This window comes from Sphingomonas sorbitolis (assembly GCF_036663875.1).
Lineage (GTDB): Bacteria > Pseudomonadota > Alphaproteobacteria > Sphingomonadales > Sphingomonadaceae > Sphingomonas.
Map to the genome: position 1 here is coordinate 537,095 of NZ_JAXOJS010000001.1, position 22,528 is coordinate 559,622.

General features: G+C 66.4%; 21 protein-coding genes. 10 read left to right on the forward strand and 11 right to left on the reverse strand.

Annotated features, from left to right (window positions below; all coding sequences use genetic code 11):
* Positions 1–143: 143 nt before the first annotated feature.
* Together U1763_RS02200 and cydD are read right to left on the reverse strand one after the other, a co-directional pair.
* Complete coding sequence (locus U1763_RS02200) at positions 144–1,787, reverse strand: amino acid ABC transporter ATP-binding/permease protein (RefSeq protein ID WP_332753899.1); 1,644 nt, start codon at positions 1,785–1,787, stop codon at positions 144–146.
* On the reverse strand, positions 1,784–3,460 hold the full coding sequence (gene cydD, locus U1763_RS02205; protein ID WP_332753900.1) for a thiol reductant ABC exporter subunit CydD: 1,677 nt from the start codon (positions 3,458–3,460) through the stop codon (positions 1,784–1,786). Before cydD ends, U1763_RS02200 begins: the two co-directional genes overlap by 4 nt.
* Before the next feature lie 121 nt (positions 3,461–3,581).
* Here cydD and U1763_RS02210 point away from each other — a divergent pair, with 121 nt between their 5' ends.
* From U1763_RS02210 to U1763_RS02225, 4 genes are read left to right on the forward strand one after another with little or no spacing between them, the layout of a single operon-like run.
* Positions 3,582–5,168 carry a cytochrome ubiquinol oxidase subunit I gene (locus U1763_RS02210; RefSeq protein WP_332753901.1) on the forward strand — a complete coding sequence of 529 codons (1,587 nt, stop codon included), beginning with the start codon at positions 3,582–3,584 and terminating at the stop codon, positions 5,166–5,168.
* Positions 5,169–5,182: 14 nt separating this feature from the next.
* On the forward strand, positions 5,183–6,322 hold the full coding sequence (gene cydB, locus U1763_RS02215) for a cytochrome d ubiquinol oxidase subunit II (RefSeq protein WP_332753902.1): 1,140 nt from the start codon (positions 5,183–5,185) through the stop codon (positions 6,320–6,322).
* Positions 6,323–6,348: 26 nt separating this feature from the next.
* Positions 6,349–6,471, forward strand: a complete 123-nt coding sequence (gene cydX, locus U1763_RS02220; RefSeq protein WP_132897062.1) for a cytochrome bd-I oxidase subunit CydX — start codon at positions 6,349–6,351, stop codon at positions 6,469–6,471.
* Between the two features lie 55 nt (positions 6,472–6,526).
* On the forward strand, positions 6,527–7,237 hold the full coding sequence (locus U1763_RS02225) for a Crp/Fnr family transcriptional regulator (RefSeq protein WP_332753903.1): 711 nt from the start codon (positions 6,527–6,529) through the stop codon (positions 7,235–7,237).
* Here U1763_RS02225 and U1763_RS02230 read toward each other — a convergent pair.
* Together U1763_RS02230 and U1763_RS02235 are read right to left on the reverse strand one after the other, a co-directional pair.
* Positions 7,234–7,770, reverse strand: a complete 537-nt coding sequence (locus U1763_RS02230; protein WP_332753904.1) for a hypothetical protein — start codon at positions 7,768–7,770, stop codon at positions 7,234–7,236. The genes U1763_RS02225 and U1763_RS02230 overlap by 4 nt on opposite strands.
* Positions 7,771–7,830: 60 nt before the next feature.
* Positions 7,831–8,445, reverse strand: a complete 615-nt coding sequence (locus U1763_RS02235) for a hypothetical protein (RefSeq protein WP_277982572.1) — start codon at positions 8,443–8,445, stop codon at positions 7,831–7,833.
* A 167-nt stretch (positions 8,446–8,612) separates the two neighbouring features.
* Between U1763_RS02235 and U1763_RS02240 the strand changes: the two genes are divergently transcribed.
* Positions 8,613–9,176 (forward strand): GNAT family N-acetyltransferase, encoded by a 564-nt coding sequence (locus tag U1763_RS02240; protein WP_332753905.1) that lies wholly within the window; start codon positions 8,613–8,615, stop codon positions 9,174–9,176.
* On the opposite strand, the gene U1763_RS02245 is transcribed toward U1763_RS02240, so the two are convergent.
* From U1763_RS02245 to U1763_RS02255, 3 genes are read right to left on the reverse strand one after another with little or no spacing between them, the layout of a single operon-like run.
* On the reverse strand, positions 9,168–10,793 hold the full coding sequence (locus U1763_RS02245) for a SulP family inorganic anion transporter (protein ID WP_332753906.1): 1,626 nt from the start codon (positions 10,791–10,793) through the stop codon (positions 9,168–9,170). The two genes, U1763_RS02240 and U1763_RS02245, sit on opposite strands and share 9 nt — an antisense overlap.
* Positions 10,775–13,402 carry a cation-translocating P-type ATPase gene (locus U1763_RS02250; RefSeq protein ID WP_332753907.1) on the reverse strand — a complete coding sequence of 876 codons (2,628 nt, stop codon included), beginning with the start codon at positions 13,400–13,402 and terminating at the stop codon, positions 10,775–10,777. Before U1763_RS02250 ends, U1763_RS02245 begins: the two co-directional genes overlap by 19 nt.
* Positions 13,399–14,376, reverse strand: a complete 978-nt coding sequence (locus U1763_RS02255) for a L,D-transpeptidase (protein WP_332753908.1) — start codon at positions 14,374–14,376, stop codon at positions 13,399–13,401. The genes U1763_RS02250 and U1763_RS02255 overlap by 4 nt, the downstream gene beginning before the upstream one ends.
* A gap of 336 nt (positions 14,377–14,712) precedes the next feature.
* Between U1763_RS02255 and U1763_RS02260 the strand changes: the two genes are divergently transcribed.
* Both U1763_RS02260 and U1763_RS02265 read left to right on the forward strand, forming a co-directional pair.
* Positions 14,713–15,396: a RibD family protein gene (locus U1763_RS02260; protein ID WP_332753909.1), complete on the forward strand. Its 684-nt coding sequence runs from the start codon at positions 14,713–14,715 to the stop codon at positions 15,394–15,396.
* A gap of 118 nt (positions 15,397–15,514) precedes the next feature.
* Entirely contained in the window at positions 15,515–15,997 is a 483-nt protein-coding gene (locus U1763_RS02265) for a peptide-methionine (S)-S-oxide reductase (RefSeq protein WP_132897069.1), read from the forward strand.
* A 42-nt stretch (positions 15,998–16,039) separates the two neighbouring features.
* Here the strand turns inward: U1763_RS02265 and U1763_RS02270 are convergent, their stop codons facing one another.
* Complete coding sequence (locus tag U1763_RS02270; protein WP_332753910.1) at positions 16,040–16,408, reverse strand: MerC domain-containing protein; 369 nt, start codon at positions 16,406–16,408, stop codon at positions 16,040–16,042.
* Between the two features lie 552 nt (positions 16,409–16,960).
* On the opposite strand from U1763_RS02270, the gene U1763_RS02275 reads away from it, so the two are divergent.
* The 3 genes from U1763_RS02275 (at position 16,961) to U1763_RS02285 (ending at position 19,135) form a co-directional block, all read left to right on the forward strand.
* The gene (locus tag U1763_RS02275) at positions 16,961–18,475 is read left to right on the forward strand and encodes an alkaline phosphatase D family protein (RefSeq protein ID WP_443026879.1); all 1,515 of its coding nucleotides are present in this window, start codon (positions 16,961–16,963) and stop codon (positions 18,473–18,475) included.
* 85 nt (positions 18,476–18,560) lie between these two features.
* Positions 18,561–18,809: a hypothetical protein gene (locus U1763_RS02280; protein ID WP_332753912.1), complete on the forward strand. Its 249-nt coding sequence runs from the start codon at positions 18,561–18,563 to the stop codon at positions 18,807–18,809.
* Between the two features lie 104 nt (positions 18,810–18,913).
* Entirely contained in the window at positions 18,914–19,135 is a 222-nt protein-coding gene (locus U1763_RS02285) for a hypothetical protein (RefSeq protein ID WP_332753913.1), read from the forward strand.
* Between the two features lie 15 nt (positions 19,136–19,150).
* Here U1763_RS02285 and U1763_RS02290 read toward each other — a convergent pair whose 3' ends face one another.
* The 3 genes from U1763_RS02290 to U1763_RS02300 all read right to left on the reverse strand — a co-directional run bounded on the left by U1763_RS02290 (position 19,151) and on the right by U1763_RS02300 (position 22,528).
* Complete coding sequence (locus U1763_RS02290) at positions 19,151–19,951, reverse strand: SirB1 family protein (RefSeq protein WP_332753914.1); 801 nt, start codon at positions 19,949–19,951, stop codon at positions 19,151–19,153.
* Positions 19,952–20,122: 171 nt separating this feature from the next.
* On the reverse strand, positions 20,123–21,112 hold the full coding sequence (locus U1763_RS02295) for an FtsX-like permease family protein (RefSeq protein ID WP_332753915.1): 990 nt from the start codon (positions 21,110–21,112) through the stop codon (positions 20,123–20,125).
* 30 nt (positions 21,113–21,142) lie between these two features.
* Positions 21,143–22,528: an ABC transporter permease gene (locus tag U1763_RS02300; protein WP_332753916.1), complete on the reverse strand. Its 1,386-nt coding sequence runs from the start codon at positions 22,526–22,528 to the stop codon at positions 21,143–21,145.

Here is a 22,528-nt window from a genome sequence, read left to right on the forward strand (position 1 = left end):
GCTGGCGACGATCAAGGTGCATCACATTGAGCATCATTTCCACGACGAGACGGGTCATTTCGGGATCACCGGTTTTGCCTCGGACCGCGTGCTTTGGTTGCTCTATCGGCGCGGCGAACGGCCGTTAAACAGCCCGACGGTGTTTAATCTCGGCTATACCGTCGTGGTCGCGGCACGGCATCCGTGGGGCGCGCGACGATCGCATCCGGCGCGACCGCGAGTTGTTGATCGCACAGCGCGACCATCGCCGGACGGTGGCTGACCATGATCAGCCCCTGCCCGGTTCTTGCGAGCCGCACGGACAGATGGTCGGCGACGCGCCGCTCGGTGGCGGTATCGAGCCCCTCGGTCGGTTCGTCGAGCAACAGCCACGGCACCTTGGCGAGATAGGCGAGGGCAAGCGAAAGCCGCCGCCTTTCGCCGCCCGACAAGCGTACGCCGTGCCCGCCGATCCAGCTGTCCAGACCGTTCGGCATGGCCTGGATCACGTCGGTTAGCGCAACGTCGGCGAGCACTGCCCACATCGCCGCATCTTCGGCCAAGGGATCGCCGAGCGCGAGCGTGTCGCGGATCGTGCCCGACAACAAGGCCGCGTCCTGCGGTGCCCAACCGAAGGTCGCGCGGCGGATAGCGAGCGGGATGCCGACAATGTCCGCCCCGTCGATGAACGCCGTGCGCGGCTCCACCGAACGAAGACCGAGCAGACTTTCCACGAGCGTGGTCTTGCCCGTCCCTGACGCGCCCACCAACGCGACACGCGTTCCAGCGGACAGGCACGCGCCGAGCAGAACGATCGACGGCGCGGTTACGCTCGCGATCGCTGCGTCCGGCTCCACCGCAGCTGGCAACAGATGATCGAGCCGCGCGACAGCCTCACGCACCGCGCTCCGCTGCGCAAGGCTGCGCAGCACCGGCCCCGCCGCGTCGATCGTCATGACCGCCGCCAGCGCGCACAACGCGGCTATCGGTGCACCCGCAGGCGCGGCGAGCAGCAGCACCGCGAGTCCCGCCACGCCGAGCGCGACCGCCTGGATGAACTCGAACCAACCCGCGACGCCAGCCTGCGCGCGTTGCGCTGCCGCCAGACGCAGGCTGCAGCCATCGACCGCGGCCAGCGCCTTCGCTTCGATCCCATAGCATCGGAGTTCGGCGGCGGCATCGGCCATGCCGGCAAACGCCTCCTTCAACGCTCCGCTCGCGCGCTGCACGTCGCGTCCCGGTCCTTCCAACCGTCTCGCTAGCGCGGTCGCGATCATCAACAAACCCGCCAAGCACAGTACCAACGCCAAAGCAGGCCGCCACCCTCCCAAGGCACACAGGAACAGGCCGCTCGCCAGTGCGGCGATCATGCCGGGCACCGCGGAGAGCCGCACGAACTGCGCCTCGACCACGTTCACGTCCTGGACGATCCGTGCGGTCGCCTCGCCCTGGGTGAGCGCCAGCGCCTGATCCACAGGGCCGCGCGTCAGACCGAGGAACAGCGCGGGGCGGATGCGGGCGAGCGCGCCGAACGCCGCGTCGTGGCTGGCCAGCCGCTCGCCATAGCGCCCGGCAGTGCGCAGGATCGCGAGCAGACGGATCCCCGCGCTCGGCAGCATGTAGTTGAAGCCCTGCGCGGCGATCGGCCCGGCAAGCCCGGCGACCGCGGCGGCGGTGATGAACCAGCCCGAAAGTCCGAGCAGCAAGACCGACGCCATCGCGACGATCGCGACATAACTGCTCGCCCGCAAAAGCCCGCGCCGTTGCCGCCGTCGCTCGTCGGTGATCAGCGCCTCAAAAGCGGTCATGCCCGCTCTCCCAGGTCGATCACGACATCGGCGATCGCGGCCAGCCGCGCGCTGTGCGTTGCGATGATCGTCGTTCGCCCGACACAAGCCCGCGCGATTGCCTCGATCAGGCGCTCTTCGGAGTCCGCATCCAGATGCGCGGTCGGCTCGTCGAGCAACAATACGGGCGCGGCTTTCAACAGCGCGCGGGCGAGCGCGACCCGGCGTCGTTCTCCCCCCGACAGCCCGCTGCCCCTTGCGTCGATCACCGCACCGAACCCTCCACGCGCGAGCAGCATCGGCGACAGCCCGGCAATCCGTGCGACCTCCGCGATGCGCTCGGCCGAGGCGCTCGGATCGGCGAGCGCGATGTTCGAGCCGATCGTTCCGGGCAAGATCAAGGGCGATTGCCCCATCCACGCCGCGACGGGCGCGATGCTGCCGATCTCGGCAAGGCTAAGGTCGCCGATCCAAACGCGCCCCTCGGACAAGGGCGTGAGGCCGAGCAACAGATGCAGCAGGCTGCTCTTGCCGCTCCCCGAGGGACCTACCAGCGCCACGACCATGCCGGACAGAACCTCGAACGAAACGCCAGATACCGCAGCGCGGTCCTGGCCATCGTAGCGGATCGCCACGGATTCGAAGCGGATCGTCGGCGCGATGTTCGACCAGACTGGTACGGTCGAAGGCGACGCGGCTTTGGCCTGCTCGACCGTCGCCAATCGCTCCGCCGCAGTCTCCGCCGCCTGTCGATCATGATACGCCGCCGCCAGCCGACGCGTCGGCGCATAAAACTCCGGCGCGAGCGCGAGCACGAAGAACGCGCGGCCGAGGTCGAGTGTCTCGGGAACCGGAAACGGGAGCAAGCCGAGCAGGTTGAACCCGGTATACACCGCGACCAGCGCGACCGACAGCGCGGCGAAGAACTCCAGCGCCCCCGACGACAGGAACGCGACGCGCAGCACGCGCATCGTCCGCCGCGCAAGATCCTCCGCAGCGTCGCCCAGCACCGCGGCCTCGCGCCCCTCTCCACGAAAGGCGAGGATGATCGGCAGCGCGCCGATCCGATCCGCGAACAGTCCTGACAATCGGGCGAGCGCCACGAACTGACGGCGCGACGCGTCCGCCGCGGCACCGCCTGCAAGAATCATCGCCGCGAGGAACGGAAAGACCGTCGCCACCAAGATCGCCGCCGCAATCGGGCTAGCGATGGCGGTCGCGGCAAGCACCAACAGCGGCGCGATCGATGCGGCCATCCGCGCGGGCAAGAAGCGCGACACATAGCCATCGATCGCATCGACCTCGTCCACCGCCGCGGTCATCAATGTACCGGTGGTCACGTCGGAGCCCGGCGTGCGGTGCAGCGCCGCGTCGACGATCCGCCGCCGCAACCGCGTCTTCGCCCTGTACGCACCGCCCGCGCCGACGCGCGCTGCCAGCATCGCGCACGCACCTCGGCCTATCGCGGACGCCAATGCCAGCCCCACCCAAGGCAGCATCGCCGCGAGGCCCGCGGGAACCACGACGACCCCGCCCGCCAGCCCTGCCGCGAAGCCGATCGCCGCAACGCTGTCGAGCACCAACAGGCTGGCCGACACGCGCGCGCCACCGCCGTCCGCGACCACCGCGCTCAGATACGCTTTCGACGCACGCGCGCGCTGTTTCGAACCGTCGCGCTCGGTAAGGCTGTTCATGCCCACCGCCATCGAGCGCTAGACCGCGCGCGTCTTTGACCGCGGTCAATGTTCGCGTCGCCGACCGCGGCTAGCCCGGCGTCCAGGCAGCGCCGTCGACGGCCTTGCGGGGAGCATCACCATGGACCTTGGGGTCATCGATCTGTCGCGGCTGCAATTCGCGCTGACCGCCTTGTACCATTTCCTGTTCGTGCCGCTGACGCTCGGGCTGTCGATGATGCTGGTCATCATGGAGGCCGTGTACGTGATGACGAACCGGCCGATCTGGCGTGTGATCACGCGGTTCTGGGGGCGGATCTTCGCGATCAACTTCGTGCTGGGCGTCGCCACCGGGCTGACGATGGAATTCCAGTTCGGCACCAACTGGGCGTATTTCTCGCACTACGTCGGCGACATCTTCGGCGCGCCGCTCGCGATCGAGGGGCTGATGGCCTTCTTCCTCGAGGCGACGTTCGTAGGGCTAATGTTCTTCGGCTGGGAGCGCCTGTCGAAGCTCGGCCACCTGATCGTCACCTGCATGGTCGCGCTCGGCACCAATTTGTCGGCGCTGTGGATCCTCGTCGCGAACGGCTGGATGCAGAACCCGACCGGCGCGGAGTTCAACACCGACACGATGCGGATGGAAGTCAGCGATTTCGGCGCGGTGCTGTTCAACCCGATCGCGCAGGCCAAGTTCGTCCATACCGTCAGCGCGGGCTATGTCTGTGCCTCGGTCGTGGTGCTCGGTATCTCCGCCTTCTGGCTGCTGAAGGGCCGCTACACCGCGGTTGCACGCCGCTCCATGACGGTCGCCGCCGCGTTCGGCCTCGCCGGATCGCTGTCGGTCGTCGTGCTCGGCGACGAGAGCGGTTACGCGCTGACCGACAACCAGAAGATGAAGCTCGCCGCGATCGAGGCCGCCTGGCACACCGCGCCCGCCCCCGCCGGGCTGACGCTGTTCGGCGTACCGGACGTCGCCGCGCGCGAAACGCGCTACGAGGTGCAGGTGCCCTGGGTACTCGGCCTGATCGCGACGCGCAGCCTCGATAAGGAGGTGACCGGCATGTCCGAACTCGTGCTGAAGGCACAGGAGCGGATCACGTCGGGCGTCACCGCCTATGACGCGGTTCAAAATCTCAAGATCGACCGCACCGACATCGCGCAACGCGCGCGGTTCGAGGCGCACAAGCGGGACCTCGGCTATGCGCTTCTGCTGAAACGCCATGTCGCGGATCCGCGGATGGCGAGCCCGCAACTGATCGCCTCGACCGCCTGGGACGTCGTGCCGAACGTGCCGCTGATGTTCTGGAGCTTCCGGATCATGGCGTTCATCGGCTTCTTCATGATCGCGCTGTTCGGCACCGCGTTCGTGCTAACCTCGCTGCGGATGCATACGCAGACGCGATGGTTCCTGAAGCTCGCGGTCATCGCGATCCCGCTGCCGTGGATCGCGATCGAACTCGGCTGGATGCTCGCCGAAATCGGTCGCCAGCCCTGGGCGATCGAGGGCGTGCTGCCGACCTTCCTCGCCGCCTCGTCGCTGACCCCCGGGGTGCTGTGGACGACGATCATCGGCTTCACCGCGATCTACGGCACGCTGGCGGTGATCGAGGTGCGGCTGATCCTCGCGACGATCCGCAAAGGGCCGTTCGAGCATGACGAGGACCCGCAGCCGGCTGCGAGCCCGATCCTCGAAGCACCGACCCCACCCCTTCCCTTGGCCGCCTGACCGGAGACAAGACGATGTTCGACTATGAAACGCTGCGCCTGATCTGGTGGGTGTTGCTCGGCACGCTGCTGATCGGGTTCGCGCTGACTGACGGCTTCGACCTCGGCGTCGCGGCGCTGCTCCCGTTCGTCGGCCGCACCGATGCCGAGCGACGGATGGTGATCAACGCGGTCGGGCCGACCTGGGAAGGCAACCAGGTGTGGTTCATCGTCGGCGGCGCGGCGATCTTCGCGGCGTGGCCATTCGTCTACGCGATCAGCTTTTCGGGGCTCTACCTCGCGATGTTCCTAGTCCTCGCGGCACTGATCCTGCGGCCGGTAGGGTTCAAATACCGCTCGAAACGCCCCGATCCCGCTTGGCGGTCGCGCTGGGACTGGGCGTTGTTCGTCGGTGGGTTCGTGCCCGCGCTCGTGTTCGGCGTCGCGGTCGGCAATGTCCTGTCGGGCGCGCCGTTCCGCCTCGACAGCGACCTGCGCGCATTCTTCGACGGCAGCTTTCTCGGGCTGTTCACACCGTTCACATTGCTGTGCGGACTATTGTCTGTCGCGATGATGGTGCTGCACGGCAGCGCATGGCTGGCGATCAAGATCGAGCATGGCCCGGTCCACGATCGCGCGCGCAAGTTCGGCACGGTCGCCGGGGTCGCCTCTCTCGCACTGTTCGCAGCCGGCTGGGCGTTCGTGACCTATGGCGACATCGGCTACCGGATCGTCGGCGCGATCGATCCCTCGGGGCCTTCCAACCCGCTACGCACTACCAGTGAACTCGCGCGTGGTGGCTGGCTCGCCAATTACGGCCTCTACCCGTGGATGATGATTGCCCCCGTCCTCGGCTTCGGCGGCGCGGCGCTCGCGCTGTTCGGCATCCGGCGTGGATCGGAGGCCGCCGCGTTCGCCGGGTCGTCGGCGTCGGCGATCGGAATCATCGCGACGGTCGGGCTGTCGATGTTCCCGTTCATCCTGCCGTCGAGCATCGACTCGCATTCCAGTCTCACCGTCTGGAACGCGTCGTCGAGCGCCAAGACGCTCGGGATCATGCTGTTCGTCACCGCAGTACTGTTGCCGATCGTCGTCGCGTACACCGCCTGGGCGTACAAGGTCATGTTCGGCCGGGTGACCACGCAGGAGGTCGCGACCAACCCCGATTTCTACTGACCCTCGATCACCAAGGACATCTGATCATGTGGTATTTCACCTGGGTTCTCGGCCTTGGACTCGCGGTCGGCTTCGGCATTCTCAACGGCATCTGGCATGAGTTCCATTTGCCGATCGAAGACGATCTGGACGCTCCGGCGAACTCGTAACGGTCGCGTAAAGAATTCGCGCGGATATTGTGCGCCTTCATACTATACTCGATCAATGGCTCACCACGACATCTGTGCTGACTGCGCGGTCCGCGACAAGGCTCTGTGCAGCAGCCTGAGCGACGTCGAGCTGGGCGCGCTTAATACGTTTGGCCGTCGTCGCAAGATCGCGCGCGGCCAGACGCTGATCTGGGCGGGCGACGAGAGCATCATCTGCGCGAACCTGTTGTCGGGCGTGCTCAAGCTGGTGGCGGCGACGTCCGACGGCCGCGAACAGATCGTCGGGCTGCTGTATCCCGCCGATTTCGTGGGCCAGCCCTATGCCGGCCACGCCGACTTCACGATCACCGCATTGACCGAGTCCGAGCTGTGCATCTTCCCGCGCGACGCCTTCGAACGCGTGCTGGAAGATCACGCGCGGATGGAGCGGCTCTTGTTGCAGCGTACGCTGGCGGCGCTTGGCGTCGCCCGGACGCGGATTCTGTCCCTCGCCCGACAGTCGGCGCAGGAGAAGATCGCCGGTTTTCTTCTCGACATGGCGACACGGGCCACGGCGACCGGCTGTCGCGCGACGCCGGACGGACCGATGACGTTCGACCTGCCGCTCACGCGCGGCCAGATCGCCGACGTGCTCGGGCTGACGATCGAGACGGTGAGCCGCCAGATGACCCGGTTGAAAGCTGCCGGCGTGATCGCTCTACCGGGGGGCCGCGCGATCACGATCTCCGACCCGGATGCACTGCAAGGACGCGCCGAGGCGGCCTAGACCACGCTGCGCTCGCAAAGCCCGCGTACCAGCATGCCGCGTGCGCCACGCGTCAGACGTCCGGCGCCGAGCATCAGGATGGCGAGCTGGGTGAAGTCCATCGCCTGCCGGGCCCCGTCGAAAAAGCTCCGCAAGATATAGCCGAACGCTTCCGCGCAGGGCGTCGTAACGCCGGACAGCGCGGCGAGAATGTCATCGGCCTGGATTGCCTCGCTCGCATGACGGGCCCGCACGCGCGCCGTCACAGCCGTTGTGAGGGGATCGCCCAAATTCCGCGCGAACAGCGCGTCGACCACCGCAGTCTCGTCACGCGGTTGGCTGATGACAACCGCGCGCAAGTCTCGGCAGATCGCCTTGGCTTCGGCATCGGACAGCCGCCCCGGCAACGCATCGGCGCACGCCTCCAGCCGATCGCACACGTCGCGCAGCCGGGCATGGGCAGCAACCAGCCCTGCCAGATCGAGCTCGTGGATGACATGCCAGCGCGCCGCGAACGGCACGACGCGCGCGGCAAACTCGTCATGCTCGGTCATCGCGGCTCTTCATGAGCCGCGGTCGCACGCCGTTTCGCGCGCGACATTGACGACGGTCAATCAGGCCGTGCGATCCGCCACCTCACGCTCGCGAAGGCGGTCGCGAAACTCCGCCAGCCGCGCGCGATACCCATCGGCATCGCCATATTCGAGGAATGCGTAATAGCGGTGGAGCGGATCGCTGACGCGGAGCGCGTGCTTGATCGGGCACCAATATTGCTCGGTCCGGCTGCTGACCTCGCGGACGAACCCGATCAAGCCGTTGGCATAGGAGCAAAAGGCGCAGTTGAGCGCCTCGATCCGGTTCAGATAGCCGAGATGCGCGCGGTCGAACATGATGTAGTCGCGCCGCCGCACCCGCGCGATCCCGTAGGCGCGGAAGCAGATCGCCTGATACGCGGTGACCCAGAGGTCGACGATGACCAGCGGCACGATCAGCGAATAGATCACCGGCGCGGTGACGATCGAGACCAGGTCGGACCGCGCGACGAACCGCAGCACCGACACTTTCAGCCGCCGCTGCGCATCGAGCACGCCGTGTTCGAACCCGACGATCCGGCCGGTGAGTTCGACGCCGAGTGCCCGCCGCCTGTTCTCGATCTCGCGATCGAGTTCGCCCTGAAGCCGGACGATCTCGTGCGCCAGATCCTGCATCCGCTGGATATCGATCGTCATGCGGTCTCCTTGACGGGCGGAGATCGCCCTTGGGAGGCAGCCTAGCGCGCACCAACCGGCCCGGTAGCGTCGGAAACTACGTGTTTCCCGACGCTGCGGGGACGCGGGCTTTGCGGTTAGCACGACGTGCATCGCCATCGACGGCGCGCAATCGCAAAGGATTTCTCATGGTCGAACTTGTCAGCGAGCGCGCAGCCGCCCCACATACACTCCCGGCCGTGTCTTGGAGCGCCGACCTGACGACACGCGACGGTTACGTCTTCCACGTCCGCCCCGCCTCGCCCGCTAACGAACCCGCGCTCGCGGAATTCTTCGAGCATGTCGACAGGGAGGACCTCCGGTTCCGATTCCTCAGCGCGATCCACAAGGTCGGTCAAGACCAGCTCCGCGCACTCGTCACCGTCGACCACGAGCATATTGAGAGCTTCCTCGCCTTCGATCCCGCGACCGGGCGGATCATCGCGACCGCGATGTTGGCGGCGGACGAGAGCCTGACCCGCGCCGAAGTCGCCGTCGCGATCCGCGCCGACTTCAAACGCCGCGGGATCAGCTGGACTTTGCTCGATCACGTCGCGGCATTCGCCCGTGCGAAGGGTATCGCGACGCTCGAATCGATCGAGAGCCGGGACAATCACCAAGCAATCGAGCTGGAACGACAACGCGGCTGGATCGCGTCCGCCTGCCCGGGCGATCCCGCTTCAATGATGCTGCGAATGACGCTCTCAGCCTGACGCCGACATCGCCAACGCCTCGGCATACGTGGCGGTGCTGGTCATCGGCCCTAGCCGGGCGCGGCCCAGCATCGCGGCCGGTTGCGCGGCCATGCCGCAGAGAATAACGCGCGTATGCGTCATCCCCGCCCGCCGCAGCAGCTCGGCGATCGCCGCGACGCCGCTCGCATCGAGCATCGGCACGCGTTCCAGCCGCAGGATCAGCACGCGCGGCACGCTGCCCAACCTGCGATAGGTATCCATCAATCCGGCCGCGACACCGAAGAAGAATGGCCCGTCGATCCGGAACATTTCGACGCCGGCAGGCAGCGCCGCGCGTTCGGTGGGCGCGTCGTCTTCGGGGCCAATGATCGCGACCGTCTCGCTCATTCGCGCCATGAACAGCAGCGCGGCGAGCGTCACGCCGACGCCGATCGCCACCGTCAGGTCAAACAGCACCGTCAGGCCAAACGTCAGCAGCAACACCGCCCGGTCGCCATTGGGCATCCGCAACAGGCCGACGAAGCGCTCCTGCTCGCTCATCCCCCAGGCGACGACGAACAGGATCGCCGCGAGCGCCGCCATCGGGACGAACGCCATCAGCCGCCCGCCGAACACCACGAACAGCAGGATAAACACCGCGTGGAGCATCCCCGCGACCGGGGTCCGCGCGCCCGCCTTGATCGCGGTCGCGGTGCGCGCGATCGCGCCGGTCGCGGGCAGCCCGCCGAACAGCGCCGACGCGATGTTGGCGATCCCTTGCGCGACCAGTTCCTGGTTCGACCGGTGTCGCGATCCGATCATCCCGTCCGCGACGACCGCGGAGAGCAGCGCCTCAATACCGGCAAGAAACGCGATAGTGAACGCCGAGGGCAGCACCGCCTGAAGCTTCGCGAGCGTCCAGACGGGGAAAGCCGGCATCGCGATCCCGTTCGGCATCGCCGGAAAGCGCGAGCCGATCGTTGCGACATCCACGCCGCCTACGACGACGACGATCGAGGCGAGCACGACCGCGACCAGGAACCCGGGCACGCGCGGTGCGATCCGCTTCAAGATCAGGATGACGGCCAGCGCGCCTACTCCGACTGCAACAGTCGGGACGTCGATGGTCCGCATCGCGCCCGCATAGGCCGCCCATCTCGGCACGAAGTCGGCGGGCACCGAGGCCATGGCCAGCCCGAGGAAGTCACGAACCTGGCTCGACGCGATGATCACCGCGATGCCTGCGGTAAAGCCCGTGACGACGGTATAGGGGATGAACCGGATCATCGCCCCCAACCGGGCATAGCCAGCGACGATCAGGATAATGCCGGCGAGCAACGTCGCCAGGACCAGGCCGTCATAACCGTGCCGCGCAATCACGGTGAACACCACGACCACGAACGCCCCGGTGGGGCCACCGATCTGGACGCGCGATCCGCCGAGCGCCGACACTAGGAAGCCTGCGACGATCGCGGTGATCAGCCCCTTGTCGGGTGAAGCGCCGCTCGCAATGCCAAGCGCCATCGCCAGGGGCAACGCGACGACCGCGACCGTCGCGCCGGCGATCGCATCGGCGCGCAACGTGGCGAGCGAATAGCCTTCGCGCATCGTCGTGACGATCTTCGGGACGAAGGCGGTCACGCGCGGCGTTGCCATAGCGCAACCACCTGCTTGGTCACTTCGGTGACAACGATCGTCCCAAAGACCGCGACGACACAGAACCGCATCGTCGCAGCCGAGACCGGCGACGTCCCGAGCACGCTACCGAGCGGCGGCCACAGCATCGCGGTCGCCTGCAACGCCAGCGCGATGCCGACACCGACCAGCAGCCAAGTATTCGAGAACAGCGGCTCGCGGACGATCGAGCGACGCTCGCTGCGCATGCACAGCACATAGGCGTTCTGGAACAGCACCGTCATCAGCAGCACCGCGTTCTGGATTTCGGCCAGCGGGCGCCCCTCGGCCCGCATCTGCGCCACGAGGCACAGCGCCAGCCCGGTCATCAGCAGTGCGGGCGGGATCATCAGCGCGATCGCGCTCCGGTCGAGGATCGGCGCGCTCGGCGGACGCGGTGGCTGGCGCAGTTCGTCGCCCTCGCCGCGACCAAAGCCTAGCATCACGTCCTGCGCGCCGTTCGTGACGAGGTTGAGCCACAGCAGCTGCACCGCGGTCAGCGGCATCGGCAGGCCAAGCATCACCGCGCCGATGAACATGCCGATCTCGGCGGCGCCCGTCGCGAGCAGGATAATGACGATTCGCCGGACGTTGGCGTAAGTGACGCGGCCCTCCTCGACGCCTGCGACGATCGACGCGAAATTGTCGTCGGCGAGCACCAGGTCGGCGGCGCCGCGCGCGACGTCGGTGCCGGCCACGCCCATCGCGACGCCGATATGCGCCGCCTGGAGCGCGGGGGCGTCATTCACCCCGTCGCCGGTGACCGCGACGAGTTCGCCGCTGGCAGCGAGGATGCGGACGATCTCGAGCTTCTGCACCGGTTCGATCCGCGCGAACACGCGGCCGCCGAGCACGAGGGTGGGGAGCCGTTCCGGTTGGTCCACGAGGTCGGTCATTTGCGCACCGGTGACAACCTGCTCGGCCGCGACCTCAAGCCCGAGCCCGCGGGCGATTGTCAACGCGGTGCCGGGATGATCGCCGGTAACCATTCGCACGCCGATCCCAGCCTCGGCACAGCGTGCGATCGCTGCGGGGACCTCGGGGCGAACCGGATCGATCAGCCCAATCCAGCCAAGCAGGACGAGATCGGTCGGCGAGGTCAGGTCGGTGGTCGTCGCACCGTCCGACGCAGCGACCGCGATCACGCGATAGCCTTCGCCGGCCATCGCGGTGGCGGCGGCGAACGCGGCGGGATCGATCGCGCGGCACATCTGCCGGATGATCTCGGGCGCCCCCTTGGCAAACACGCGGACGCCCTGCCCCTCGGACACCGCGACGGTCGAGAATTTGCGGACCGGTTCGTAAGGAAGCGCCGCGGTCCGCACCACCGCATGCAGCGCGGCAAGATCCTCGTCGCCCTCGCCCGCAAACCGGAGCAAAGCGACGTCGACCGAATCCCCAACCGGCACACCATCGGGTCCGATCGACGCCTCGTTGCAGAGCGCGGCGGCACGGCGGATTTCGGTCAGGGCATCCTTCGACCAGTCCCCGCTCGCGAACGCCCGTCCACCGCCGAGCAGTATTTTCTCCACCGAGAGGATGTTCCGCGTCAGCGTGCCCGTCTTGTCGCTGGCGATGATCGTGCACGCACCGAGCCCCTCGACCGCAGGCAGCGAGCGGACGATCACGTTCCGCGCCGCCATCCGCCGCGTGCCCGCCGCCAGCGCAACCGTCACCGCGATCGACAACCCCTCGGGGATCGCCGACACCGCCAGCGCAACGGCGAGCAGCAGGATCTGGTCGCCCGGCCGCCCTTGCACCAGCAGGACAAGCGCGAACGGAATGATCAACGCGATCGTCGCGAGGCTGATCTGCCGCGCCAGCCGGTCGAGCCGGATTACGAGCGGCGGCGGCGGCGCCTTGGCGGTCCGCAACGACGCATCGATCGCCCCCAGCGCGGTATCCGCGCCGGTCGCGACGACGATGCCGCCACCACGCCCCTGCTCGATCATCGTCCCCGCCAGCACCATCGTCGTCCGCTCGCCCGGCGCGGTCCGCTCGGGCAACAGCGCTGCCTGGTCCTTGGCAACCGCGACGGACTCGCCGGTGAAGGTCGACTGGTCGACGCTGAGCGCGCTGCTCGACGACAGCCGGATATCGGCGGGCACCGCCATGCCGCTCTCGAGCACGACGACATCACCGACTACGAGCGCACGCGCGTCGATCACGGACACCGCACCGTCACGCAGCACGGTCGCGGTCTGCCCGATCATCCGGCCGAGCGCGGCCAGACTGTCGGCCGCCCTGCTCTCCTGCACCGTGCCGATCGCCGCGTTGACGAGCAGAACGACGCCGATGAACCCCGCATCGGTGTGGTGGCCCAGCCCGAGCGAGATCGCCGCCGCCGCGATCAGCAGATAGATCAGCGGACTGTCGAACTGCCGCACGAACAGCCGCAGCATCGATGGGACGGGCGGTGGCGCGAGTGCGTTCGGGCCGTCATGGATCAGGCGCGCGGCAGCATCTACCGCGCTCAAGCCGGTCGCACGGGTGTTCAGCAACGCCATCACGCGTGCTGCCGACTTCGCATGCCAGGGTCGCGGAATGAGCGCCGGCGAGTGCGGCTGGTCGATCGGGCGCTCGGCGATCATTGCCCGGTCGCCTCGATAATCGTCACGGGCGTACCGGTGCCCGCGCTCGCCAGCGTCTCGCGAGTTACCAACAGCGTCGTACCGGGCGTCGTCACGGTCGCCAGCGCGATGCGGAAGCTCTCCGGGAGATGCCCCTTGGCGCGGTCCTCGGCGGTCAGTTCGCCGGTTCTCGGATCGCCGGGCAACGGCAGGCGCAGCCAATGCTCGCCGTCCGCATCGATCGATTGCAGCGTGAACGCCGAGGTCTGCGCGATCGGCGCATCGAACGCGATCGCGCTGGAGCCGATCTCGATACCGTTGCGCAGGACAACCACGCGCCGGTCGCGCCCGCTGATCACGATCGAGACCGGCCCCTTGGGCGACAAGGCGGGGTTCCACGCGAAGTCCCCGCCCGCCGATCCCGCCGACGTCAGCATGCCCGGCGCGGCGGCCACCACCGGAACGGTCGCGTCGCGCGTGATGACGACGGTGATCCCCAGCCGGGTGATCCCGAACAGGAGTTTGGCGAACGCGGGCGGCAGGCGGATACAGCCATGCGACGCGGGATAGCCTGGCAGATTGCCTGCATGCATCGCGATCCCGCCCCAAGTCAGCCGCTGCATGAACGGCATCTGCGCGTCCTTGTAGACGTTCGACACATGATCCGCATCCTTCTGGAGCACGGTGAAGACCCCGGTCGGCGTCGCATGGCCATCGCTGCCAGTCGACACGGTCGAGACGCCGATTGCCACACCGTTGCGATAGGCATAGGCCTTTTGCGTAGCGAGGCTGACGATCACGGTGACGGGCCCGGCGGGGGCAATCTCGGGCGCCCAGAGATACTCGCCGGGTTTGAGCTGCTCGATCCGGCCGTCGATACTCGGCGGGGCCTGCGCTACCACGGGGCCCGCGAGCGTCATGGCAAGCGTCAGGGCCAGCGGCAGGACAAGTGACCGTGCGGGACGGATACGGCGCGAGGTTCGGCACGGCATCATGATCTGTTCCGATCCAAAGGGCCTCGCCGAAGCGAGTATTCGACCCGCTGCTATCGATCGACGTCGCCAAGCATCACCGTCGGAAACTACACAATCGGGGGTGGATCACCCCGCACGCGCCCAGCTCGAGCATTACCCTCAGATCGGCTCAGGGCGGTGTTCGCCAGCTGCACCCGGCTCGGCGCGGCGATCATCGCTAGACCGTCCCGTTAATTGTGATGGCGCTATAACGCGCTGACAATAATGGGTATCTTTGGCGTCGAGTATCACACGACCGGCGCTTCAACGTCGTAGCGGAGTTCGCCCATGCCTGATCGCCTTCACACCATTTGCCTGATGTCATCGTCCCTCGACGGCGGTCTCCACGCCAGTCGGTGTACCAAGAGCCCCGACGGCACGTCGAAGGACTGGGCCATGCTCTACGAGGCTCTGCACGATCGGTTGGCGGGAGATGCCTGGCTCGTCGGGCGCGCGACGATGGCGGAAATGGCGAAGGGTGAGGCTAACCCGCTTGCGGCCGTCTCGACGGTCCAGCGGCCACGGCATTTCGCAAAGGGGATTGCCAAGCCGTTCGCGATCACAATCGATACGCGCGGCGAACTGCACTTCGGTGAGCCGAAGATAGCCGGCGACGACGTCGTGGTGCTGCTCGGCAGAGACGTCTCGGACACGCATCTCGCGGAACTGGCAGCCAGCGGCGTATCTTACATTGTCTCTGCCGAAGAGCAGGTCGATCTCAAGGCAGCGCTTCGCGCCCTGCGCGATGATCTTGGCGTCACGCGTTTGCTGGTGGAGGGCGGTGCCGCAATCATCGGCAGCTTTCTGGCAGAGAGTCTGGTCGACGAATTGAACGTCATCGTCACGCCAACGCTCGACGCGCGTACGGACATGCAGGCATTCGTCTCATATGGTCGAGACGGACTTGCCGGCAAAACCAGTCTGTCGTTGAAAAGCTGCGATCGCCTCGATCACGGCGCCGTCCTGTTATGTTACGACGTCCGTTCGGTTGACGGGCGCTAGGCTCGGACGTTTCATCACCATGGCGCGCCGGCTGGGGACAGCGGTCATACTCTCCGGGCGGTCTGCCGCTGACCGCCCGGCGTAACATGGCGTCGCAACCAGCGTTGGGGAATTGGCAATGCAGAAAATCGGCTTTGGCGGTGGCTGCCACTGGTGCACCGAAGGGGTATTCCAAGCGTTGCTCGGCGTCGTCGAGGTTGAGCAGGGCTTCATTCAGTCTGACGCCCCGTGGGATGCTTGGTCAGAAGGTGTGCTGGTCCATTTCGACCCTGCGATCATCGATCTCGGAACACTCGCCGAGGTCCACCTGAGGACGCATTCGGCGAACGGAACCTACTCCCCCGGCGGACGGTATCGCAGCGCTATCTACGTTTTCGACGCGCATCAGCGTCAGACAGCGGTGCTGATGATTGACCATATCGCGACCGAGTCCGGAGCGCCGGCACGGACGATGGTGCTCCCGTTCGTCGCCTTCAAACCGTCCGAGGCGCGCTACCAGAATTACTACCGCAGCAACCCGGACCGGCCCTTTTGCCGCCGCTATATCGATCCCAAACTGGATTATATCCGGCGCAATTTCGCGGCCATAGCGCGGCCTTGAGAGGCGGGATATCGTACCGAGCGCGTATTGCGCATCGTGCCGTCAGGCGGTGCAGGAGGAATGCCGCAGACGCAGGTTTATGATGTGCGCCGTAGCAACCAGGACGCTACCGGCAACGGTCATGGCGATCTCGGCCGCTCCCTCCTGCAGCGCAAATGCGCCGATCGTCATCAGCGCGAGCCCGATCAGCCCGAGACAGAGCGGCAACGGGACCTTGTGGCGGACGTTTCCACCTAGCAGAGCGACCACAGCGACCGGCGCCGCGAACAGCAGTACCCAGCGATGAAAGCTTTCGGGAATGGCGATGATCGCGGACAATGACGGTGCCGCAGCCAGAAGCAACGGCAGTGCCAGACAATGGATCATGCACGCCGCCGATCCCGTCACCGCCACCCGATCGAGCCAGTCCACACCGTAGATACGCGCACTATTAATCTTGCCGACCTCACATACTTTAGGTTATGATACATCATCTCACGTAAGGGGTAACGCACCGATGCACCATAGGCGGTTGCAGGAAAGCTTCGACGGTTGTTCGGACCAAAATTTCGGATCCAAAGTCTCTACCATGGGCTCCCGCTGCCGCAGCGCAGCGGCTTCGCGCGTTGGACTGTCCTCGAACATCAGACCCGCAATGGCGGGAAAACGGCGCCATGCAACGCAGCTGACACATTCGCGATCCATGATCGATACGTGTCAGCCGGGCTCATCTGTGGTCCGAGGCAGCAGGATGCTCACCCTATGACGCGTTTGATGGTGTCAGCGATGCAAGGCGACCCGGCGTTCACCGCCGATCTCGCCGCGGCCCGACACGAGATCGCGGCGCTCCGACAGGACGGCGGCGCGGCGAAACCCGACACGGCATTCTGCATACCCAACCTCTCTACTGACGGGACATCCATGACCGACACTAGCTCGCGCCTGCTTCTCGATCGCCGCACCCTGATCGGTGCCGCCGCAGCGATGATCGGCGCACCGGCGATCCTGCACGCACAACAGCTGTTCGGCGCCTACCCGTTTCGCCTGGGCATCGCGGCGGGCGATCCGGTCGCGGACGGCTTCGTCATCTGGACGCGGCTCGCCCCCGATCCGCTGGCCGAGCATGGCGGCATGCCGATGCAGCCGGTCGAGGTCGCGTGGCAGGTCGCGACCGATCCGCGCTTCGCGACGTTGGTCGCCGGCGGCAAGGCGCTGGCACGTCCAGAACTCGCGCATTCGGTCCATGTCGAGGTCGAAGGCCTACTGCCCGATCGCCCCTATTGGTACCGGTTCAGCGTCGGCAGCGAGCGCTCGCCGGCAGGATGTGCCCGGACACTGCCGATCGCCGGCGCGTCGCTCGAGCGGCTTCGCTTCGCGGTCGCCGGGTGCCAGAACTACGAGGATGGGCTCTATACCGCCTATCGCCACCTCGCAGCGGAGGAACCGGCGTTCGTCTTCCACTATGGTGACTATATCTACGAAGGCCGAAGCGCGCCGATGCCGGTCGGGTATGACGGCAAGCCGCGACGGTTCGTTCGCGAGCATGCCGGGCAGAAGCTGTTCGACCTCGCCGATTATCGCCGCCGTTACGCCCAGTACAAGACCGACCCGGACCTCCAGGCGGCGCATGCGGCGGCGGCGTGGTTCGTGACGTTCGACGATCATGAAATCGAGAACAACTGGGTCGGCGAGATCGACCAGGAGAATGATCCGCCCGAAGTGTTCGCGCTGCGCCGGGCTGCGGCGTTCCAGGCGTATTACGAGCACATGCCGCTGCGTCGTTCGGCGTTTCCGGGACCGGCCGGCATGCAGATCTACCGTCGCGCGACGATCGGCAATTTGCTCGACCTGCACCTGCTCGACACCCGGCAATTTCGGACCGATCAGCCCTGCGACGATGGCTTCAAGACGCGTTGCAAGGGGTGGGCGGATCCGGCGGCGCAGGTCATGGGACGCGCGCAGGAAGCGTGGCTGGCGACCGCGCTGAAGCAAAAAAAGGCGCGCTGGAACGCGCTGGCGCAGCAGGTGATGATGATGCCGCTCGACCGTCGCACCGGTGACGAGCCCACGCCGATCCGCAATATGGACAGCTGGGGCGGCTACGACGCGCCGCGCGAACGCGTGCTGAAGATGGTCGAAGGACTCGGCAACACCGTCGTCCTGACCGGCGACGAGCATCAGAACTATGCAGGCGTGCTACGTACCGAGGCTGGCCAGGGGGACGCAGTCGCCGTCGAGTTCGTCGGCACGTCGATCACCTCGGGCGGCGATGGCGCGGACCGCCGCGTCGGAGAGGACCGCATCCGAGACCGCAACCCGTTCCTCGCCTGGACCAATGACCGGCGCGGTTACCTGCTCTGCGAGGTGACCGCCGACCAGTGGAAGACCGAGTTCCGCACCGTCGACAGCGTCACACGTCCCGATGCGCCGGTGAAGACGGCCGGCACCGCGATCATCGAACACGGCCTCGCGGCGGTGACGATGACCGCCTCCGCCTGAAACCCGCGCGTATTGCGCCACGTCAATTTAAGTTTGCGACGACGATGCTAAACACCCTTTTGGACTGTGGCCTGGGGGGAATGACATGGGTATCCCGTGGAACGAGTTGGCGACGCTGATCCGGGTCACCGACCGTACGACTGAAACGGCGGCGAGCCGCAAGATGGTGCAGCAAGGCCCGCTGCACCACGTGGTGGAGACGGTTGCCGCAATGCCGCCGGACGCGCGTCGCGGCCTGTCGGTATCATTACCCGATCGTCGCGTCCCGCCGCATACGTTCGACCGCCACGCGATTGACGCTCTCATCATCGACCTGCGACGCACGCGACCGTGACACGTCGACGAACCTGTGCAAATTGATGCCGAACCGACAACATCGGCGTTGCGACGTGGCTGCGCCCGCCTAGCGCGTAACGCCGCACCCAAGAGAACCTGTCCATGACCCCAACTGTCATCACGCCCAGCGGCCCCGGCGCTATGGAAGCCGGCTTGGTCCTCGACGAGGAAGGCAGCCGCTTCGTCGTGCTCAGGTTCAAGGAGCCGAACGGCGAGCCGACGCTCGTCACCTTTACGGTCCCGGTTTTCCAGAACTATGTCGAGCATCTGGTGCGGACCGCCAAGGCCGCGAACGAGGATGCGAACTGGGGTATTCCCGGTTGAACCCCGACGCGGCTCTCACGTCTGCAAGGACGCCAATATGCTGGAGACCTTTGCGCGCAGTTCCGGCTCGCGTGTGATCTCCAGCATGGCACTTAGACTCTTGCGAGTGCCGGCAACGTCGCCGCCAATGAGTTCGAGACGCGCCCGCTCCCACCAGGCATGACCGGAGTCGGGCGCTACGAGGGTCATACGGTGGTAGAGGGTGAGCGCGCGCCGTCCCTCCCCTGCCGCTTCCGCCCGCGTCGCCTCGTTCAGCAACAGGCGGACCAGGATCGCCCGGTTCGACATGGTCGCGACGTGGCTGGCCGCAGCGATCCGCCCGGGATCCATCGTTTGTAGCAGTACGACGAGTTGATCGCGATCGACGGCCTCGCCTCCGCGAAACGGATCGATCATGACCGGAACCGCGTCCTCGCCGAGCAACACGAGCACATGGCCCGGAACGTCGAGCATGTTCGCCGTCCAACCCAGCCGCCGCGCCGCCGCGACGTAGAGGATCGACAGGCTCACCGGCAGCCCCCGACGGCGTTCGATAACGCGGATCATGTCGGTATTGGCGGGATCATCATACGTCGTTCGATCACCGACAAAACCGAATTCGTCGCCAAGGACATTGGCGAGAAGCCGGGCCTGCGACTTGGCGTCACGCGCCTCGCCGCCGATTGCGGCCAGCCTGTCTGCGATCGACTGAAACACATTCAGCACGCGATCGGGATCGACATTGGGATGATCGGGCATCGCCAACGCCAGCGCCGCCTCGTCGAGAACGACGTCGTCGTCATCGATAAGGCCGAGACGGATCAAATCATCATGCATCCCGACAACATGGTAGCGCCGCCACCGTCCGCAACGCGTCCGGCACTATGAAACGAATATCTCTTCGCGCGGCGTCGTCCGCACCGTGCAGATTCGTTGGACGAATAGAGTAAAACGTCATGATCCTCCGGTGCGTAGACCGGTTGCGAACTACGGAGCGCCGCGTCGGAGCTATTCGTACCGCAAGGCGCGCGCAGGCTCGCTGCGCGCGACCCGCCATGCCTGACCAAAGATCGTTGCCGTCGCGATACTCCCGGCAAACGCGATCGCCCCCACGAACAGCCAGGGGGATAGCGCGACCCGATCGTCGAACCCGGCCAACCAGCGGGTCATCGCAAGGTATGACACCGGTATTGCAATCACTCCCGCAACGAAGACAGGAACTAGGAACTGCGCGATCAGCAGCGTCAGGACGTCACCGGTCGAGGCCCCGAGCGTCTTGCGGATACCGATCTCCTTGATCCTCCGCGCGGTGTCGAATGCGGCTAGGCCATAGAGACCAATACAGCCGATCGCGACGGCGAGCACTGCTCCGATCATGAACAGGTGCGACCGTTGCGCATCGGCGCGGTAATAGGTGTCGTATAATTGTCGATCCACCGGCAACGCGACAAAGGGTATAGCCGGCGCGATCCGCCGCCAGAGCGTCTCCATTGCAGCCGTCAACTGGCGACCATCGCCGGCATGACGGACGGCTAGGACGGGGTTCGAAAGGGTCTGATCGCGTTGGTAATAGGCTTGCGGTTCGACCGGATCGCGGGGTGATTTGAACCGCATGTCATCAATGACCCCGACGACGGTGGCGCTATTCCCCGTGCCCGCGTTGCTGGCGTCGCGGACGGTACGGCCGATCGCCGCCTGCGGGGTGGCGAAACCCAGCATTCGCACCGCGGTCCGGTTCAGCACGATCGCGCTGGCACCGGGTGCCTTGCGTAGCGCGTCGTCACCGCGATAGCGGTGCGCATCGAGAAATCGTCCGGCGAGCAGATGCGCGCCATAGGTCGCAAAGAACCCCTGCGCGACGTCGGCACGCACGATCATCGGCTCCGTGCCGGTTGCACCCTCGCGGTGCATCGCCGCGATCCCGAAGCTGCCACCGGTCGGTGCCACCGCCGATTGTGCCACCGCCATGACACCGGGTAGTCGCGCAACCGCGGCCATGAACGCCCGCCGCTGACTATCGTCGATGGCCTAGTCCCCGAACATGCGTAGAGCGATCAGCCCTTCACGATCGAACCCGACGTCCGAAGCCTGGAGATGGCGCGTCTGGGCTACCAGCACCGCGGTACCGATCATCAACCTGATCGCGATTCCGAACTGGCCGACCACCATCGCGCGACGCAGCAGCGTTCCGGCACGATGCCCACCCGGCGAACGGACCGACGCAAGTACCGCCGCCGGCTGGAACCGCGCCAGGATGAACGCGGGATAGATGCCGGCGACCAGCCCGACCGCGAGGACCAGCAGCATAAGCGGCGGCACGATCGATCCCGTGCCGATATACGTCATCGACAGCGTCGTACCGCCAGCGACGTTGACCAGCGGCAACGCCAGTTCGGCAAGCGCCAGCCCGATCAGCCCAGCCATTGCCGCAGTCACCATCGCCTCACCGACGAACTGCGCGACGAGCCCTTGGCGGGTCGCGCCGACAACCTTGCGGATCGCCACTTCGCGCGCACGCAACCCGGCGCGCGCGGTGGCCAGATTGACGTAGTTCACGATCGCGATCAGCAGCGCGAGGACGCCGACTGACCCCAAGGCACCGACGACGATCCGGTCGGTCGGGTTCGCCAGATGAACATCGGCCACCGGTACCAAGCTCTGCTTCAGCACGTCGCGCGGCAGGTCCGCGAAATTGAGACCGGGATGGCGGCGCAGGAATGCCGGAAACATCGCAGCCCTTCGCGCCCCGGCCTGTGCATCGGCAAAGCGGAGGAAGGTGACCACGCCCGACCCGCCCGCCAAGCCGACATCCACGCTCGGCAAGGCGACATAAATGGAGTGGCGGTACGTCATCGCAGCCGGCGGTTCGGCGATCACCGCTCCGACCTGAAACGGTGTCGCCTTGCCATCGACTATCAGCATCAGCGTGCGTCCGATCGCAGGTCCCTTGCCGAAGTAGGTTTCGGCGATCCGCTGCGTGACCACCGCGCCATCGGGGGTCGCAAGTGTTGAATGGGGGTTTCCGGCGATCGCTGACAGGGGAAACAGCGTAAAATAGGCAGGGTCTACGCGGGCCACCTTCTCCTTGGTGAGCATAGTGCCGTTCTGCACCGGCATCGAGTCCTCCAGCAACCGCGCGCCGTCGACCTCTGGCCAGTCGCTCTCGATTTGGCCGAGCAGCGGCATCGGCGAAGGGATGGCCATTTCCGGAGACCCTGGAAACTGCATCGTCTGCTTGACGACGCGGACCCGCTCCCATCCCGGCAACGCGCGGTCGTATCCGGTCTCGAAGCGGACGAAGAGGAACAGCACCAGGAACACCGCGATGCCGAGCGCGAGCCCGCCGATGTTGAGCACAGCATACAGCCGATGCCGGGTGAGCGAACGGTACAGCGTCAGGAAGGCTGGGGACAT